15 protein-coding genes and 2 pseudogenes are annotated in these 18,486 nt (G+C 47.5%); 9 read left to right on the plus strand and 8 right to left on the minus strand.

Translation table 11 applies throughout. The features are described 5' to 3' along the window. Positions 1-81: 81 nt before the first annotated feature. Positions 82-993, minus strand: a complete 912-nt coding sequence (locus QMA13_RS05975; RefSeq protein ID WP_282940196.1) for an alpha/beta hydrolase — start codon at positions 991-993, stop codon at positions 82-84. Between the two features lie 123 nt (positions 994-1,116). On the opposite strand from QMA13_RS05975, the pseudogene QMA13_RS05980 reads away from it, so the two are divergent. Next, positions 1,117-1,293: pseudogene (locus QMA13_RS05980) on the plus strand (GNAT family N-acetyltransferase); the annotation flags it as partial. A gap of 15 nt (positions 1,294-1,308) precedes the next feature. Then, positions 1,309-1,779, plus strand: coding sequence for an NUDIX hydrolase (locus QMA13_RS05985; RefSeq protein ID WP_282940198.1), 471 nt, complete (start codon positions 1,309-1,311; stop codon positions 1,777-1,779). A 23-nt stretch (positions 1,780-1,802) separates the two neighbouring features. On the opposite strand, the gene QMA13_RS05990 is transcribed toward QMA13_RS05985, so the two are convergent. Next, a complete protein-coding gene (locus tag QMA13_RS05990) occupies positions 1,803-2,273 on the minus strand; it encodes a DMT family transporter (RefSeq protein ID WP_282940200.1) in 471 nt (156 codons plus the stop codon). Between the two features lie 54 nt (positions 2,274-2,327). Here QMA13_RS05990 and QMA13_RS05995 point away from each other — a divergent pair, with 54 nt between their 5' ends. Next, positions 2,328-2,714 (plus strand): NUDIX domain-containing protein, encoded by a 387-nt coding sequence (locus tag QMA13_RS05995; protein ID WP_282943275.1) that lies wholly within the window; start codon positions 2,328-2,330, stop codon positions 2,712-2,714. A 23-nt stretch (positions 2,715-2,737) separates the two neighbouring features. On the opposite strand, the gene QMA13_RS06000 is transcribed toward QMA13_RS05995, so the two are convergent. Beyond that, positions 2,738-3,664 (minus strand): DMT family transporter, encoded by a 927-nt coding sequence (locus QMA13_RS06000; RefSeq protein WP_282940202.1) that lies wholly within the window; start codon positions 3,662-3,664, stop codon positions 2,738-2,740. A gap of 115 nt (positions 3,665-3,779) precedes the next feature. Between QMA13_RS06000 and pdxR the strand changes: the two genes are divergently transcribed. From pdxR to QMA13_RS06020, 4 genes and pseudogenes are all read left to right on the plus strand, one after another. Beyond that, positions 3,780-5,156: a MocR-like pyridoxine biosynthesis transcription factor PdxR gene (gene pdxR / locus QMA13_RS06005; RefSeq protein WP_282940204.1), complete on the plus strand. Its 1,377-nt coding sequence runs from the start codon at positions 3,780-3,782 to the stop codon at positions 5,154-5,156. A 275-nt stretch (positions 5,157-5,431) separates the two neighbouring features. After that, positions 5,432-6,097, plus strand: a complete 666-nt coding sequence (locus QMA13_RS06010) for a GntR family transcriptional regulator (RefSeq protein ID WP_282940205.1) — start codon at positions 5,432-5,434, stop codon at positions 6,095-6,097. 20 nt (positions 6,098-6,117) lie between these two features. Beyond that, positions 6,118-7,816: pseudogene (gene ilvD, locus QMA13_RS06015) on the plus strand (dihydroxy-acid dehydratase). 165 nt (positions 7,817-7,981) lie between these two features. After that, positions 7,982-8,149, plus strand: coding sequence for a hypothetical protein (locus QMA13_RS06020; RefSeq protein WP_282940207.1), 168 nt, complete (start codon positions 7,982-7,984; stop codon positions 8,147-8,149). Between the two features lie 140 nt (positions 8,150-8,289). Here the strand turns inward: QMA13_RS06020 and QMA13_RS06025 are convergent, their stop codons facing one another. The 5 genes from QMA13_RS06025 to QMA13_RS06045 are packed head-to-tail and all read right to left on the minus strand — an operon-like array spanning position 8,290 to position 14,301. Beyond that, a complete protein-coding gene (locus QMA13_RS06025; RefSeq protein WP_282940208.1) occupies positions 8,290-9,429 on the minus strand; it encodes a Ger(x)C family spore germination protein in 1,140 nt (379 codons plus the stop codon). Further along, positions 9,426-10,526 carry a GerAB/ArcD/ProY family transporter gene (locus tag QMA13_RS06030; RefSeq protein ID WP_282940210.1) on the minus strand — a complete coding sequence of 367 codons (1,101 nt, stop codon included), beginning with the start codon at positions 10,524-10,526 and terminating at the stop codon, positions 9,426-9,428. The genes QMA13_RS06025 and QMA13_RS06030 overlap by 4 nt, the downstream gene beginning before the upstream one ends. Before the next feature lie 9 nt (positions 10,527-10,535). Further along, the gene (locus tag QMA13_RS06035) at positions 10,536-11,663 is read right to left on the minus strand and encodes a Ger(x)C family spore germination protein (RefSeq protein WP_282940211.1); all 1,128 of its coding nucleotides are present in this window, start codon (positions 11,661-11,663) and stop codon (positions 10,536-10,538) included. After that, positions 11,660-12,763: a GerAB/ArcD/ProY family transporter gene (locus QMA13_RS06040; protein WP_282940212.1), complete on the minus strand. Its 1,104-nt coding sequence runs from the start codon at positions 12,761-12,763 to the stop codon at positions 11,660-11,662. The genes QMA13_RS06035 and QMA13_RS06040 overlap by 4 nt, the downstream gene beginning before the upstream one ends. Next, entirely contained in the window at positions 12,760-14,301 is a 1,542-nt protein-coding gene (locus QMA13_RS06045) for a spore germination protein (RefSeq protein WP_282940213.1), read from the minus strand. The genes QMA13_RS06040 and QMA13_RS06045 overlap by 4 nt, the downstream gene beginning before the upstream one ends. A 201-nt stretch (positions 14,302-14,502) precedes the next feature. On the opposite strand from QMA13_RS06045, the gene QMA13_RS06050 reads away from it, so the two are divergent. After that, positions 14,503-15,087 carry a TetR/AcrR family transcriptional regulator gene (locus QMA13_RS06050; RefSeq protein ID WP_282940214.1) on the plus strand — a complete coding sequence of 195 codons (585 nt, stop codon included), beginning with the start codon at positions 14,503-14,505 and terminating at the stop codon, positions 15,085-15,087. A gap of 182 nt (positions 15,088-15,269) precedes the next feature. After that, positions 15,270-18,455 carry a bifunctional cytochrome P450/NADPH--P450 reductase gene (locus QMA13_RS06055; RefSeq protein WP_282940215.1) on the plus strand — a complete coding sequence of 1,062 codons (3,186 nt, stop codon included), beginning with the start codon at positions 15,270-15,272 and terminating at the stop codon, positions 18,453-18,455. Positions 18,456-18,486: the final 31 nt, after the last annotated feature.

The raw sequence follows: 18,486 nt of genomic DNA on the forward strand, positions 1-18,486 counted from the left end.
CTTGCCATTTATCAACTAGAGAGGGACGGACCGTTACACAGCAGGTTTCATCCGTCCCTTCTTGCGTTGAGAAATAGCGCATTATTCCTGCGTCCGCAGTTGTCTGGCAATCAAATCATAAACGTCGTGTCCGTCTTCAAATACGTCGGTCATGGCATAAAATAAATGGATCATGCCTTCGTACCGCTTCATGGTCACTTGGATTCCGCTCTCGGCCAGCTTTTGTCCGTACCGTTCTCCTTCATCCCGCAATGGATCATATTCAGCAGTTACGATCAAAGCAGGGGGCACATCATTCGTATCGCCAAGCAGGGGCGAAGCGAGCGGATTGGTTTTATCAGCAGCGTCGTTGAGGTAGTGGTCTGCGCAGTAATTGAGAAGCGCGCTGGTCAGAAAATATCCTGATCCGTAGGTTTGCTTAGACTCGTATTCGCCCGACCAGTCTGTCAAAGGGCAAAGCAGTATTTGATAAGAAATAGTCGGCAAACCGTTCTTGGGAGCTTGTTGAGCCACTACGGCAGCCAGATTCGCACCTACACTTTCACCTGAAACGACCATCTTATCGGGGTTTACACCAAGCGACTTGGCATTTTTGTATACCCATTGTGCGGCAAATAATGCTTCATCCACCGGTACGGGAAATTTATACTCAGGAGCAAGATGGTAATCTACAGATACGACAGCATAACCGGTTGATGAAGCCAGCTTGCTGCACATCGGGTCATAGTCACCCATTCGGTTGAATACAAAGCCGCCCCCATGATAGAAATTAATAACAGGCAATGGTTGGTCTTCGGACGGACGGTATATTCTTACTGAGAATTCTCCATGAGGACCTTGAAGCTCATAATCCTCTTTCTTTACCGACTCGAAGCTGTCCGAAATGGCATTGGCGACAACGGTCTTTCTTATTTCTTCAGGTGACATGAGGTGAAGTGCAGGGAACTCCGAAATATCCTCCAAAAATTGTTTGGTTTGCTCTGGCATTCTCATATGCGTTACCCTCTTTCTTTTAAATGGGATGGGATCAAATCCTGTAATTCAACAATAATTCATTACCGGATTGTTGTTAAGAAGGCACTTTAAAGTGGCTTACCGACTTAAAAGTGCCCGATTTGCAAGAGGTATGGCTTTGAGCGATTAGATTTGAATAGGCTCATAAGTATAATCGGCCCTAGGAATCTACCGTCTATTCGAGTTGCGGAGAAGATCGGCTTTACGAAGGAAAAGGAAGCTTTTATTTTTGAAAAATATCATTCGATCTATTCTGGAGCTGCTATTAGACGGGAATGACAATGGGGAGAAAAGGTGGAGATTACAATTCAAACCGTTCGGCATGCGGTCGGAGCCATAGCCTATCAAGGGAGCAAGTTTATTTTAGTCCATAAGGTTCTGAACACATTTGGCAAGCATTCAGGAGTGTGGGACTTCCCAAAAGGTGGGGTAGAAGCAAAAGATATAAGCCTAGAAGCTGCAGTTATACGCGAGCTTGCTGAAGAAACCGGAACCGATCAATATGTCGTTAAACAACAGCTTCCTAAGCAAATAACGTTTTCGTTCTCTGATGAGACCAGGAAGCGGATCGGATACGAGAGGCAAGAGACCACGATGTTTCTTGTTGAATTTATCGGAAATGCGAATGACTTAAAGCCTCTTGATAGCGAAATTGATGAGATAAAGCTAGTAGAGTCAAATGAGCTTTTAAATCATCTGACTCATGAAGAAACAGCTTTGTACATCCGAGAGCATGTTGGTATTCCATTTCGTCTGAAGCTGTGACCCTATCTGATAGAGATAGAGTTTCACTTTTTAGCAGCGACTAAACGGACTTTAGCTTGATGATTTCTGGATACATGCCATATCCCGAGGAACACGAAAGTACCTCCTACGAGGTGAGCAATAGAGAAAGGCTCTTGCAGTACTACATAGGATAACAGCAGAGTGCTGATAGGGATGCATCCTGTAAAGACGGCGGCTGTCCCGGCAGAAACCTTGGCAACCCCTCGAAACCATAGGAGATAGGCGACAGCGGTAACGAAAATCCCATAGTACAGCAGTAGGCCGACATCCCCCAGGCTTATGCGGGAGAAATCATACTGTGTGGCTTCAACTAGGGCAAAGGGTGTAAACATAAGGAAGGAAAACAAGGTCACGTAGGTTGTTCCTATCAGGGAAGACACGCTGCTTGCTGTCATTTTGCGCAGTATGGTGAGCATCGCTTCCCCGCTTACAGCGGCTAGAATAAGAACATTACAATTCAAACCGTTCGGCATGCGGTCGGAGCCATAGCTTATCAAGGAAGCAAGTTTATTTTAGTCCATAAGGTTCTGAACACATTTGGCAAGCATTCGGGAGTGTGGGACTTCCCAAAAGGTGGGGTAGAAGCAAAAGATATAAGCCTAGAAGCTGCAGTTATACGCGAGCTTGCTGAAGAAACCGGAACCGATCAATATGTCGTTAAACAACAGCTTCCTGAGCAAATAACGTTTTCGTTCTCTGATGAGACCAGGAAGCGGATCGGATACGAGAGGCAAGAGACCACGATGTTTCTTGTTGAATTTATCGGAAATGCGAATGACTTAAAGCCTCTTGATAGCGAAATTGATGAGATAAAGCTAGTAGAGTCAAATGAGCTTTTAAATCATCTGACTCATGAAGAAACAGCTTTGTACATCCGAGAGCATGTTGGTATTCCATTTCGTCTGAAGCTGTGACCCTATCTGATAGAGATAGAGTTTCACTTTTTAGCAGCGACTAAACGGACTTTAGCTTGATGATTTCTGGATACATGCCATATCCCGAGGAACACGAAAGTACCTCCTACGAGGTGAGCAATAGAGAAAGGCTCTTGCAGTACTACATAGGATAACAGCAGAGTGCTGATAGGGATGCATCCTGTAAAGACGGCGGCTGTCCCGGCAGAAACCTTGGCAACCCCTCGAAACCAAAGGAGATAGGCGACAGCGGTAACGAAAATCCCATAGTACAGCAGCAGGCCGACATCCCCCAGGCTTATGCGGGAGAAATCATACTGTGTGGCTTCAACTAGGGCAAAGGGTGTAAACATAAGGAAGGAAAACAAGGTCACGTAGGTTGTTCCTATCAGGGAAGACACGCTGCTTGCTGTCATTTTGCGCAGTATGGTGAGCATCGCTTCCCCGCTTACAGCGGCTAGAATAAGAACGAGTCCAAAGGATGAGTTTGATGATCGAGCCGAAGGGAACTCCATGAACCAACCGGGTATCTGGATACTGATAATCCCCATGAGGGAGCACATAATCCCAATGGCGAGTCTTGGCGTTAGCCGCTCCTTTAAGAAAAAAAACGAGAGCACAGCTACGGCAGCCGGGGTTAAACTGGTCACGATACCAGCCTCAGCAGCAGGCGCGGTTCTTAATCCATAGAGGAGCAGGACGCGGAAAAGGAACATGCCGAGAAATGCTTGTAATAATAAATACAGCAAATCTTTCTTTCCTAGCCAAATCTTTGCGGTTCGACTCATCCACACAATGGGGATTAAAAGCAATAAGGCAATGACCAAGCTTAAGGCTTGTGATAAAAAAACAGGCATTTGCATCGTTGTCCATTTGCCGGCAACTACAGAGCTTCCTATGAGAAAAGCGGCAGCTGTCAGCTCCAAATAAGCAGTAGTACGAGTGTTCATCCAATTCAGCATCTCCTTTATGATTCAGTCATGCTTACTGTAGCAACGACAGCTGGTTGGTTGTAGTGCCAATTAAGGATAGCTTTGACAGTACCACTTAAGGAGGGAATGACTCATGTGGTTTTCCATTGATAAAAATTCCAAATTACCAATGTTCCGCCAAGTGTTTCAAGCCTTCCGAAGCGCTATTTTATCTGGAACGCTGCCTGCTGGTCACAAGCTTCCCTCTACACGGGAGCTGGCCGGGGAGCTCCATGTATCACGTAACGTTATTCTTGAAGCGTACGAGCTCTTATTGGCTGAAGGCTTTATCACAGGAAGGCAGGGAGTGGGAAGTTTTGTAGCGGAAGGGACATATTTGCATGGATTTACTCCGGAAAAGCAAATAGGTTTATCAAATGCAGAATCTATGGATGGCCAAAAGGTAGAGGATGTGATCTCGTTTCGTACGGGACTTCCTGCCGTTGATCTATTCCCAGTGAAGCAATGGGGAGCGATTCTTCAGAGTGTGTGCAAAGATGCCTCGACAGCTCAATTAGGCTATGGGGATTCCTCCGGGGACTTGGAATTACGCCGGGTATTGGCCGATCATCTCTGGAGGACAAGGGGAGTTATTGCCAAACCGGAGCAGATCATTGTCACTAACGGGGCGGTGCAGGCTTTGGATCTTATCGTGAGGGTGCTGTTAACCGCGGGGGATGAAGCAATAGTTGAAGAACCGTCCAACAATGATCTACAGACCCTATTGTCATCGACAGGTGCTATTTTGCAAAGGGTACCTGTAGACGATTCAGGCATGCTGACGCATAAGCTCCCGCTCAACAGCAGACCCAAGTGTATTTATGTGACGCCATCGCACCAATTTCCGCTAGGTGGTATTCTACCAATTCAAAGACGGATCGAGTTGGTGGAATATGCCCGCCGCTGCGGCAGTTATATTTTGGAGGATGACTACGATAGCGAGTTTCGATTTGATGGGCCACCCGTTCATTCTTTGCAAAGTCTTTGTACGGATAAAGTGATCTATATCGGGACGTTCAGCAAAATCATGTTTCCTTCTCTTCGGATAGGCTACATGGTGGTGCCAGAGCCTTTGGTGCTTTCGTGCAAGCAGCTGAAGCGGTTGAACGATTACCAGACCCCGAGCATAGACCAGCTTGCGTTGACCCGTTTTATGAAGGAAGGGTATTTGAATACTCATATTCTCAAAATGAAAAAGCTGTACGGCAAAAGGCGCGGACTTCTCATGGAAGCTCTGAATAATCATGTAGACGCACCATTCCGGGTATGCGGTCGACCTGCAGGCTTACACCTGGTAATAGAATTTGAACGTCAGCTTCCAGAGAGCTTGAACGATGTACTGCAAGAGCAGCATGTAATCGCGACAGTACTTTCCCCAAACCATGTACTTCTGGGGTACGGCCATCTGAATGAAGAGCAGATTGATGAAGGCATCTGCCGCATAGGCAAGGCTTTGAAGGTGGGAGTTTAAAAACCGATATTGGAAAGCGGAAGATTATTATTTGGAGAATGAGGCTCCTATGAAGCGAGCTGACTTGGTGCTAAAATATGATGCGCAGGAGGAGTGTACCTAGCGGGTCGTTTGCAAGACATTTTAAGTTCAACGTGCACAAATATACGAAACTTCCGCTTCGAGATGAGGCGGTTTTTTTGCGTACAAATAGCACAAATGTTTTAAAAACTATTGCATGTAATATATTTATGCGATATATTGCATATAACAATAATGATTAAAGGATGATCTGAATGCCGATTCCTGCTAATTTTTCTTCGCCTACACGTATGTCTGCCAAAGAACGGGCTTTGTCGCAAATTCAACGCTGGATCATTGATGGTACCCTTCAACCGGGGGAAAAATTAATTGACGCCGAATTAGCGGAATCTCTTGCCGTGAGCAGAACTCCGATCCGAGAAGCGCTCCAGCTTCTAGAAGTACAGGGGCTAGTGTCCATGCATCCGGGCAAAGAAACGAAGGTTACGAATATTGAGAAGGACGATATTTTGAAAATGTACCCTACGCTTGCGGTTCTCCATGCTTTGGCAGCGGAGATGGCGGCGATAACCGTTCAGCCGCAGCAGATAGAAACGTTGAAGGAGCTGAATCTTCAATTTTCCAAAGCTATCGAAGCAGCGCAGCCTTATCAGGCCATGGAGCTTGACGAGCAGTTTCACAATCTGATTGTTGATGCGTCCGACAATGCATACATCGCTTCGTTCAGCGCATCTTTGCAAATTCATATTAGACGGTTCAAATATGTATTCTTGAAGCAGCAGCTAACAGCAACTCTGGCATCTGTCCAAGAGCATGCAGCAATTATAGAAGCGTTAGCAAAGGGCGACAGTGAAGCGGCCGCGGCTATGATGAAGCAAAATCTGATCCGCCCTATGAAGGAATTGCACGCATTAATTTAATCTGGAGAGGATTGAGGATGATGGCTGGCAGCGACAATAAAGATTTAAGGACTCGTAGTCATGTAATAAGCGAAGGAGTGAACCGGGTTCCTAACCGTGCGATGCTTCGTGCAGTCGGGTTTAAGGATGAAGATTTCAAGAAGCCGATGATTGGCGTGGCGAGTACATGGAGCGAGGTAACTCCTTGTAATATCCACATTAATGAATTAGCCCTTGAAGCGAAAAAAGGTGTTAAAGCGCACGGTGGAGCTCCTTTAATTTTTAACACGATTACCGTATCGGACGGCATTTCCATGGGGCACGAGGGCATGCTATTTTCGCTGCCGAGCCGGGAAGCCATTGCGGATTCCATCGAGATTGTAACGAATGCCGAACGCTTTGATGGTTTGGTAGCCGTCGGAGGCTGTGACAAAAATACTCCGGCTTGCTTAATGGCAATCGGTCGAATGAATATCCCCTCCGTCTATGTGTACGGTGGCACCATCCAACCAGGCAAGCTGGACGGAAAAGATGTAGACATTGTGAGCGCATTTGAAGCGGTCGGGCAATATCATGACGGCAAAATGACGGATGAACAGCTGCACAAGATTGAGTGCAGTGCTTGCCCCGGGGCCGGAGCCTGCGGAGGGATGTACACGGCTAACACTATGGCGTCCGCAGCCGAAGCGATGGGAATGAGTCTGCCAGGATCCTCTTCCACTCCTGCGATATCTCCTGTTAAGGCTGAGGAATGCGCCGCTGCTGGGGAGCGGGTCATGGACCTTCTTGCAAAAGGAATTTATCCGAGAGATATCATGACAAAAAAAGCTTTTGAAAATGCGATTACTCTTGTCATGGCGCTAGGGGGGCTCGACGAATGCGTTCCTGCATTTGATCGCGATTGCTCACTCGGTCGACGTGGATTTGACGTTGGATGATTTCGAACGGATTCGCCTTAATGTTCCACACATCGCGGACCTTAAGCCAAGTGGTCGATATGTAATGCAGGATTTAAGCGATATTGGCGGTGTTCCAGGCGTTATGAAGCTGTTGCTGGAGAGAGGACTTCTTCACGGTGACTGCATGACCATTACAGGGAAAACATTGGCTGAAAATTTAGCGGAAGCTGCACCTCTACACGAAGAACAGAATGTCATTCGTTCCTTCGACCAACCGTTAAAGCCCAACGGCCCTTTGGTCGTTCTTAAAGGGAATTTGGCGCCAGAAGGCGCAGTAGCCAAGATGTCGGGGATGAAAAAGCTGCGCTTTTCCGGGCCTGCCCGAGTCTATGACAGTGAGGAAGCGGCAACGGAAGCGATATTGAAGGATGAGATCCGCAAAGGGGACGTATTGGTCATCCGGTACTGCGGTCCCAAGGGTGGGCCAGGTATGCCTGAGATGCTGTCGGTCACGGCCTTGATTGTAGGCAAAGGGCTCGGCGGAGAAGTCGCGCTGATGACGGATGGCCGATTCTCCGGAGGATCTCATGGCTTTGTGGTCGGACACGTGTCACCTGAAGCCCAAGTAGGCGGACCTATTGCTCTTCTAAAGAACGGGGATACAGTCACGATCGACAGCGAAACCCAAGAGATTACGCTAGAGATTACACCAGAGGAGATGGAACGGCGTAGGAATGCTTGGAGCCAACCGCCTCTTAAAGCGTCCTCGGGGGTTCTTGCCAAATACGCAAGGTTAGTTTCATCTGCTTCCAAAGGAGCCGTCACAGATTTATTCGAATAAGGGTTGCAAGTACTGTGGGAGTAACAGTCGGAACATGAGTGGATGTTCAGACTGTTACTTTTTTATTATGATGATTGTTTACCTAATGAAGTGGGTTACCACCTGATAAGAATGAAAAGGAGTGAGCCTTCATCTCAAAATAAAATGAATTCAAGGAGCTGTTGCATGTACCGGATTGTTGATGGACTATCGAATTTGAAACGCTACTATTCTGACGAACAGGTCAGCTTCGTATTGGATTCCGTTATAGAAGGAATGACTTTGGCTGAAGTCTATGTCGATTGTGTGGAAGCATCGCTGGTCTCATATCGAAAACCGCAGCTCATTTTATAGAACAATGCAAAGCCCTGCATAAGCTTGCTTACTGGGACAGCTGGAAAAATAACGCTCCATCCGTCCGAGTGGCGGAGAAGCAGGGCTTTACCCAAGTGCTGGATCATGACATTGTATTTCTGTCGAAGCCTTGACGAGCCCTAAATGGAATGATTGATTCTGACAGGTCCCGACGATTGAATGGTTACTTTGGCGCTAACATGAATTTCTGCCTTAGCGAAGGCTTCGCTCCAACGATCTTGTACTTTTTTAAATTCAGCGTATTCATAAGCCCGAGCATAACGGCCCAGCCCTACTGGATCGATACTTTGCTTTTGAAAGGATTGAAGGAGCTGTTCGAGCTCCTTTTTCAATTGAGCTGAGAGAATCTTCTCCAGCTCTTTTTCCGTATAACGCAGATCGAGAGGGAATAACACTTCTGATAGCTCGACCTTCATTTTGGTTTGAATATCGAACTGAAATTTGCCGTCACGATAAGCAGTTGTAGTTTTGGTTCTCACTTTATTCGTTGAAAAGCTGATTTTATTCGTCTCGAGAGGCCCAGTTTTGGGGACACCGGGAAGAGTAAGGGTGAGGCTGGCCGATTTTTTGGCATCATTTTGCAACGTTTTTAGAAGGACCGACTGCTGGGCGTCCAACGACATTTTGTATTTTCCCCTATGGTCCAGCAGCGCTGTTCCATAGAGTCGGATCTCTTCCGGTTTGCCAAGACCTACCTCTGAAATCGACGGTGTGATACCTTTCTCGAACATTTGCCAGTGTAATCCCTGCATCGTCGTGCTTACAGTTTCGTTTCTGGCGCTCTTCGTATCGATCATTTTGCGCAGCAGCAAAGGCAGCATAGGCTGATTTTGTGGATTCAGGTCGATGATTTCCGAGAGCGGTCCGTCATAGGCAATCATTCGGATAGTCAGCGGATTTTTGGCATCCCGAAAAAAAACGTCTAACAGCTCGAACCAATTGTGATACTGCAGAACCTTTCTGCTGATGAGCATTACTTGAGCTTTCCTGGCTTGGAAGGCACCAGCAGAGTAAGCATCTGCCTGAGTTCTCGTTTTTCGGAAGGTTCCGCCATGTGAGATGGATTCATGGAATGGTTTTTTAACATTTTTCTCGAAAACCGGGTAGACGTTAAAAAGAAGGAGTTTATTGTTTTTATCGAGATCCATACCGAGTGATAGAGCGAAGGAAGCATCCTCTATATCCAGCCTGTCATAGCAGCCCATAATTGGGCAAGTAACAAGGAATAGAATGGCAACGCGTAACCATAACCGCATCATTCGTTTTTCCTCCATCGAAAATGTTGATGAATCCCTAAATAAATTAACAGGATGGCAGGAAGCGCATAATCGATACCTATGGCGAACATGGACATGAATTTCTCCATATAGTCGCTTTGATTAAAGCTGGGGATGTAGAAAAAGGCGACAACACCGATAATGAAGCAGAGTATTCTCAGATGAATCCGATGATCCTTTTGTTCGAAAATCCAGCTGGTCGAGTATACGGTCATGTACATGGAGGAAATCCAGGATAGAGAGAAAAAGAGCAAATAAAACGCGATGAATAACACTTCAATCCGTTCCACGAACTTGAATTCGATGGTTTTCAATACATTAATGACAGGTTCGTTGTACTCCGTTAGTTCATCAGGACCGTAATAAACGAGGCATATTAGCGTTATGAGTAAAAAAACGAGCATGGTAAGCGTGTTGGAAATAACAATGCCTATTGTTGCAAGCTGTTTTTTCTGAAGCATTGGGTAAAGAATGAATACGATCTCTGTTCCTGAAAAAGAAAGAAACGTTATGCGCAGCGCCGACAATACAGGTCCCCAGCCCTCCTTCAATACAGGAAGCAAGCTGAGGGGATGAGCGTCTTTCAGAGGAAGTAAGTAAGCGAATGGGATCCATAAGGAAATGATCACAACGAACTCTACATACCGGCCAAGTATTCGAAATCCGTGACGGGCAATATAATACGCGGGAACGAGCAGTAGCAGCATAATAATATAACCAGGAGTTTGCGGAAGCAGCCATACTTCGGTATACAAAACGATTCTAACAATCCCGACGTACCCGTATGCTAGAGTCCAGCATGCGAAGATCACGGCAGCCGCGGATCCCGCCCAGCGGCCGACATAGCTTCGCAGCAGGTCAAACAAGGTGCCGTTCGGTGATTTTTTCATAATGTGAATCATCATGAAGCTCGCGCCAAGGGAACAGATCCATCCTAACAGGATCGACATCCAGCTGTCCGTCCCCGCATGGTTCGCCAGTTCTTGTGGCAATGACAGCAAGCCAAAGCTCACTTGGGCTCCAAACGAAATAAACACAAACTGCATAAACGTAATTTCCTTGAAGGCATATGGTTTCATATCCTCACCTCACTTTACGGGCCCCATGGCTTTTATGTTGATAGTCACCGAGACTTGAATGTCGGCCTTGGCCAACTCCTCGCCCCAATGATCTTCCGCCTGCATGAACTGCTCATACTGATAAGCTCTGGCATACAGTCCAAGACCTATAGGATCAATCTTGTGCTGCTGTATTTTTTTGATAAGAGCCGCGAACTGTTTTTGAGCTTGCTTGGTTATGATGTTCGTTAATTGATCCCCATTCTTTCTCATGTCGTACGGAAACATCTTTTCTGATAGGACAGCAGGGATATGAACGGTAAAATGGAAATGAAATTGATTATCCATGTAGGAGGATTTAATTTTCGTTTTTACCTGGTCGGTATTCATACTGATTTTATTGGTTTCGAAGGGACTTCTCTTCTGTACTCCAGGGACGGTAAATGTAAGACTGGTCGTTTTCTTTGCTTCTTTTTGCAAAAGTTTGAGCAGTACGGTTTCTTGAGCGTTAAGAGTAGTAACATACCTGCCTTTATGATCAAGCAGGGCAGTTCCGTTCAGCTTGATATCGTCTTTCTTGTCCAATTTCACCTCTGCGATTGAAGGGGTTATACCCGTCTCGAAAATTTGCCGGTGCAGCTCCTGTACCGTGGTTTTTACCGTTTCAGACCGCGCGCTCTTCGTATCGACCATACCCTTGAGAAGCAAAGGCAGGTACGGTTCATCCGGAGGATTTAAATAGATTAAATCTTCGATAGAACCGTTGATAGCTATGACGCGGTCGGTTACCGTATTTTTGGAGTCGCGGAAAAGAACATCCAGCATACGGAACCAGTTTTCCTGCTGCAGAAGGCGTTGACCTAGCAGAACAACCTGGAATTTCCTTCCTTGAAAAGCGCCTGCGGAATGAGCGTCCTGTCCGGATCTGGATTGGCGTAGGGTCTCAGCAGGTACACTGATTTCGTGGTGCTTGGTTTTGACTGATTTACTAAACTCGGGGCTGGATATATACACATGAAACTTGTTGTTCTCATCAATATCAAGCCCGAGCGCAAGGGGAAGGGTGGCATCCTCCATATCCGATCTGTCACTGCATCCGGTAAGCAGGGTTATAGCAACGACCGACAGGGTGCATGCCGCAAGCACTCTTTTGTTCATGCATTCGTTCTCCTTTGAAAACGGTCATAAATCCAAATGTAGATTAACAGACAGACGGGGAATAGATACTCCACCATGAACCCAAGTCTGCCAAGGACAGCGTCCATCCGTACACTCAGCCGAGAGGTCGGCATGAAGAAGTAAGTACCTACTCCAAGAAGTATTAATACTATTTTCAAGTGATTGCGTGAGTCTTGACTGCCCATCAGACGGCTTGTACAAAAGACACCCATATAAAAGGTTGGTATCCAAGACAAGGAGAAGATAAGCAAAAAGAAAGAGATGAATAAGATTTCGACCCGTTCAACGAACTTAAACTCCACTGCTTTTAATAAGGTGATGACCGGCTCGGTATATTCCTGTATTTCTTTAGGGCTGAAGTAAACAAAGCAGGCAATAGTAATGAACAAATAACATACAAGCGTCAGCGAATTCGAAATGACCAAAGCGAGGGTAGCCTTATCTTTGTTCTCCAAATACGGATACAGGATAAGCGTTGCTCCAAAACCGACGTAAGCATAAATCGAATCGGGTAAAGCGCTTAGGATCGGGCTCCATCCGCTCTTCATGACCGGAAGCAAATGCAGCCAACGAGCGTCCTTGAACGGAATCAAGTAAACGAACGGAACCCACAATCCCATCAAAATAACCAACTCGGCGTATCTCCCAAGAATCATAGGTCCATTGCTTGCGATAATGTATGTTGGAATGAGAAAAAGCAGCATGATGATATAGGAAGGCGTTTGCGGCAGAACCCATATCTTCGTTATTAGAACGGCGCGGACAATGCCGGCATATCCGAAATAAAAGAAATACAGGGCGATTGCAGCTCCTATGATCCATCTGCCCCCGATACCTGCATATTGCGTTAACAATTCCAGCAAGGTACCGTTGTTCGCAGTCCTTTTCATAACTTGGATCAATGCCCAGCTAGCAGCAAGACTAAGGGCCCAAGCGACGATAATGGTCATCCATCCGTCCGTTCCGGCTTTCTCGGCAAGAATTCGTGGTAAGGCCAGGAAGGCAACACCGATCTGAATACCCGATGTGAGAAAAATATACTGGAGGGTGGTCATCTTATTGACTGTATGATGTTTCAATCTCCATCACCCTTCGGACGATTTGATCCTAGTTTATCTGCTTGAATGGCTCTTGTGCTGAGCGGGCGCTTCTTCATCATCCATAACGGCAAGCGAACGAACGTATCTTTCCAGTCGGAAAAACGAACCGGTGCAAATGGGCTTCCATAAGGTGTGCCTAATGATTCGAGTGCAATGACATGCCCGATCATGATCATTAATCCTATAATGATGCCGACGACCCCAAACATCGAAGCGGCGATCATCATGGCAAAACGGATCAGCCTCGCTGCCGCAACCATATCATAATTGGGCAGGATGAATGAGGCGATAGCGGTAAAAGCAACAACAATAACCATCGTGTTGCTGATGAACCCTGCCTGCACAATAGCTTGTCCGATAACGATGCCGCCTACGATACCGACGGTTTGCCCTACAGGAGCAGGCAGCCGAACTCCGGCCTCACGCATCATCTCCAGCGTAACCTCCATAATGATGGCTTCCACAAAAGGCGGAAATGGCACGCGCCCTCTGAACTCTCCAATTGAAAGCAGCAACTTGATCGGAATGATTTCGTAATTGTAGGAAATGACCGCAATATAGAAGGCCGGTAAAAAAACGGCAATGAAAAAAGCAAAAAAACGAAGCAAACGGATAAATGTTGCGATAGACCAACGCGTACTGTAATCGTCAACGGCCTGGAAAAATGACGCGAACGTAGCTGGTCCAATCAGGACGCTTGGAGATCGATCGACGACCACAACGAATCTTCCTTGCAATAAATGAGAAGCTGCGGCGTCAGGGCGTTCAGTCAATATATATTGAGGAAAAGGGGAAAACGGGTTGTCCTCTATGAGCTCCGCTAATTCTCCCGTATTGATAATGGCGTCGATATCAAGTTGACCAATGCGGTTCTGCAGCTCCTGCAGCACCTCTGGATGGGCTATGTCACCCAGGTACATGACCGACAGCTTGCTGTTTCCTCTGCGGCCGACCATAATCTCTATTGTGTTGAGCTCACGATTAGGAATATAGCGTCGAATAAGCGCAATGTTCTGGCTGCCGGTTTCTACGAAGCCTTGATGCGCTCCTTTCAAGGACGCCTCCATCTGGGGATCTTCGATAGCCCGCTGAGGCCAGCCAGACGTATCAAGGACGTATGCTGTGGTCCGGCCATTCACCAGAAGAACGCTATTGCCTTGTAGGATGATGTACTCGATTTCTGAGTAACGCTCTTTCGTTTGGATATGTCCGATTGTAAGAGCAAGCCCGTAAGGGTCCTCGCTGCCTCCGGTTTCGAACTGAAGAGGCCGCAGCACGTTGTTGTTGATCGAATTTTTATCCGTAAGGCCGGTTAAATAGAGGAGTGCAGCACGCTCACCCGACTTCTTTATATTGATGAGCCTGACGACAAGATCCGGATTTTTGATGAACATTTGCTGAAGCACAGCCACATTTTGGGTTACATTGTCCGATATGAAATCATTAGCCGAATCCTGTTGGCTAGGTTTGTGGGCGGAGGCGTATTTGCTTTTACCCAGCCAGCTTGTGAAGCGCATCTTGGTTCACCTCCCGTCGTTTAGCTGGTTATCCAGCTATTCCCTCAGAATTTATAATTTGTATATAAGTGTATTTTTATCAAAAAAAATTCAATTCGGGTCAAGGATGCGCAGCAAAATTTGCATTTAGCCATGAGGCTAATTACAATTAAAGGGTAAGGAATGAATGTTCATTCATTTTTCTTGGGAGGAGGGTGATAAATGGAAGCGACTTTAAGCAAGAGGGATAAGATTGTGGAAGCTGCCCTTGTCTTATTCGCCGAACGGGGATACGACGGGACAACCGTACCTATGATCGCCGACAAGGCAGAGGTCGGTACAGGTACCATCTATCGTTATTTTGAGAACAAGGAAGCTCTCGTTAACGCTTTGTTTCAAGACTGCGTCAAGCAGTTTAATGATGCTGTAAAGCGTGATTATCCGGACTTGGGCAGCGTACGCGAACAGTTTAAGCATGTGTTTTTCGGAATGGTTCGTTTTGCGAAAGAAAATATTCACGGATTTTATTTCGTGGACACTCACAGCAATGCGAGATATTTGGACCCGGAGAGCCGGGAATCGTTTCGTCAATTGATGGACTTTCTCCATGCTTATGCCGCTAAGGGGATAGAACAGGGGATCATTCGACCTCTACAAGCGGATGTGTTGATTGCTATCGTATTTGGAGCGTTCACCAAGGTATTCACTTTGATCCGAGCGGGAAAGCTGAAGGAAACACCGGAGATGCTGCTCCAGATCGAGGAATGCTGCTGGGATGCGGTTAGCGTCCATACGAAGAACGGTTGATGCAGCCCATGAAGAATGAAAGAATTGTGCAGAAAGACATGTCTGCGTAGTTCTGACTCCTATACGGAATGAATATTCATTCCTATGGTTGTTTTTGTATAATAAAGCGAATTAGTGGAAAGTTATCAAGATGTAATTATGACTAAATAGATGATAAAGCCCCAATAGAAAGGATGAACAGCATGACTCAACCTGAATCTGTTACAATCCCTCAACCCAAAACCTTCGGACCGCTCGGTAACTTGCCTCAAATGAATTTGGATGAGCCGGTTCAATCGCTGGTGAAGGTTGCTTATGAGTACGGACCAATCTTTCGATTCGATATGCCAGGGAGAAGTGAAATCTTTATATCCAGCCATGAGCTGGTTGAGGACGCTTGCGACGAATCCCGGTTCGATAAAAGAGTATGGGCGCCTCTACGCAAGGTACGTGCTTTTGCCGGGGATGGTTTGTTTACAAGTGAAACGGAAGAGCCCAATTGGCGCAAGGCGCACAATATTTTGCTGCCTAGCTTCTCTCAAAGAGCCATGCAAGGCTATCATGGGATGATGGTCGATATTGCGGTTCAGCTAATTCAGAAGTGGTCACGCCTTAATCCGGATGAAAGTGTCGAGGTTCCCGAGGATATGACACGCCTGACGCTGGATACGATCGGTCTGTGCGGATTCAACTACCGATTCAACAGCTTTTATAGAGAGCAGCCGCATCCATTTATCACCAGCATGGTACGCGCATTGAACGAAGCGATGAATCAGCTGCAGCGTCTCGGACTACAGGATAAACTGATGGTCATCACCAAACGCCAGTACAAACATGACATTCAGTCGATGAACTCGCTGGTGGATAAAATTATCGCAGAACGTAAGGCACACGGAAGTGAAGGCGACGACCTGCTCGCACACATGCTTAACGGTAAGGACCCGGACACAGGGGAAGCATTGGATGATGAAAACATCCGGTATCAGATTATTACCTTCTTGATCGCCGGACATGAAACGACCAGCGGTCTGCTGTCTTTTGCTTTATATTATTTATTGAAAAATCCGGATAAGCTGCAAAAGGCGTACGAAGAGGTAGATCGTGTGCTCAAGGACCCGGTTCCGGCGTACGGGCAAGTTCGGGAATTGAACTATATACGAATGATTCTTAATGAAGCACTGCGACTTTGGCCTACAGCTCCCGCGTTTTCGTTATTTGCGAAGGAAGATACGTTATTGGCTGGGAAATATCCTATGAAGCAAGGCCAGAGCGTCAGTGTTCTGATCCCCAAGCTGCATCGGGATGTCGAGGTATGGGGCGACAATGCGGATGAGTTTGTTCCAGAGCGATTTGAAGATCCCAGCAAGATTCCGTTCCATGCTTTCAAGCCTTTTGGAAACGGACAGCGCGCGTGTATTGGGCAGCAGTTTGCTCTTCAGGAAGCAACGCTCGTGCTGGGGATGGTGCTGCGTCATTTTGAAATTATCGACCATACCAATTATCAGCTGAAGGTAAAAGAAACGTTGACGTTGAAGCCGGAGGGCTTCACGATGCGCGTGCGTCCTCGCGGCGAGCAAACCGTCTTCTCTACAGTGGGATCAGCGGCTCAAGCGGAGAAGCGGACTGCACAGACGGAAGATTCAACGGTTTCTGTCGAATCGGCTCATAATACTCCTTTATTGGTGCTGTACGGAAGCAATCTGGGTACTGCCGAAGGCATTGCAAGAGATTTGGCAGATAAAGCGCGTTACCAGGGGTTCCGCAGTGAGGTTGCTCCGTTGAATGATTACGTAGGCAAGCTGCCTAAGCAAGGGGCTGTATTTATCGTAAGTGCATCCTACAACGGTAAACCGCCTAGCAATGCTCGCAAATTCGTGCAATGGCTCGAAGGTGTAGAGCAGGGTGAACTGGAGGGAGTGCGCTATGCCGTGTTCGGCTGCGGTGACCACAACTGGGCAAGCACGTATCAGCATGTTCCGCGCTCGATTGACGAACAATTGGAAGCCAAGGGAGCGACCCGTCTGGTCGTACGCGGAGAGGCCGATGCGAGCGGCGACTTCGAGAAGCAGGTCGACGATTGGAGTGAACAGCTGTGGCCGGATGTGCTGCACGAGATGGGCTTGAAAAGCAGCAGTAAGCCGCAGCAGGAGACTAGCACCTTAAGTATGCAATTTGTGAGCGGGCTGGTCGGAACGCCTCTGGCGGATAGCTATGATGCGCTGCTCGCCACCGTTGCGGAGAATCGGGAGCTCCAAAAGGAAGGCAGTGAAAGAAGCACGCGGCACCTTGAGATTGTACTTCCGGAGGGAGTAGCTTACCAGGAGGGTGACCATCTCGGAGTTATTCCTGAGAATTCGCCGGAGCTTGTAGGACGCGTGCTGCGCCGCTATGGGCTGAACGGCAGCGATCATCTTATTATTAGCGCAACCGGACGCAGTGTCGCCCATCTGCCTCTGGATCAGCCAATAAGCGTACATGATCTGCTGAGCCACAGCGTGGAGCTGCAGGAGGCGGCCACGCGGGCACAGCTGCGTGAGCTTGCTGCCTTCACTGTTTGTCCGCCGCACAAGAAAGAGCTGGAGGCTCTCCTTCATGAGGAGGCCTATAAGGAGCAGGTACAGAGCAAACGGCTAACGATGCTGGAGCTGCTAGAGCAATATCCGGCCTGCGAGCTGCCGTTTGAACGGTTCGTCGAACTGCTGCCACCGCTGAAACCGCGGTACTATTCGATTTCGAGTTCGTCTAAGCTGCAACAGGATAAAGCAAGCATAACCGTCGGTGTCGTCCGTGGTCCCGCCAAGAGCGGGCGCGGTGAATACTTGGGTGTGGCTTCCAATTACTTGGCGAGACGCGAAGCGGGGGATGCCATCGTCATGTTCGTCAAAACCCCCGAGTCCGGCTTTCAACTGCCTGACCGTTCGGAGACCCCGATTGTTATGATCGGACCGGGTACGGGAGTAGCACCGTTCCGCGGCTTCCTTCAAGCGCGGCGCGCTCTAAAGCAGGAAGGCAAGTCTCTTGGAGAGGCGCATCTTTATTTCGGCTGCCGCAATCCTCAGCATGATTATTTGTATCAGGAGGAGCTGGAGAAGGATCAGCGTGACGGGCTTGTGACGCTGCATACGGCGTTTTCCCGCGTAGAAGGTCATGCTGGACCTCATGTTCAGGATTTGATGAAGCTGGATTCTGCACTACTCATAGGTGTGCTGGATCAAGGCGGCATTTTATACGTGTGTGGAGATGGAAGCAAGATGGCGCCTGAGGTCGAAGAAACGATTAAGAAGGCGTATTGCGAAATCAAAGGCACCTCGAAAGAAGCTGCTGATGGTTGGCTGCAAAGCTTGCAGAAGGATGGCCGCTACGTGAAGGATGTTTGGTCTGGAGTATAAAGGAAACATGGCTCAAGGCCCATGCGATGAT

This window comes from Paenibacillus sp. RC67, from assembly GCF_030020805.1.
Taxonomy (GTDB): Bacteria; Bacillota; Bacilli; order Paenibacillales; family NBRC-103111; genus Paenibacillus_S.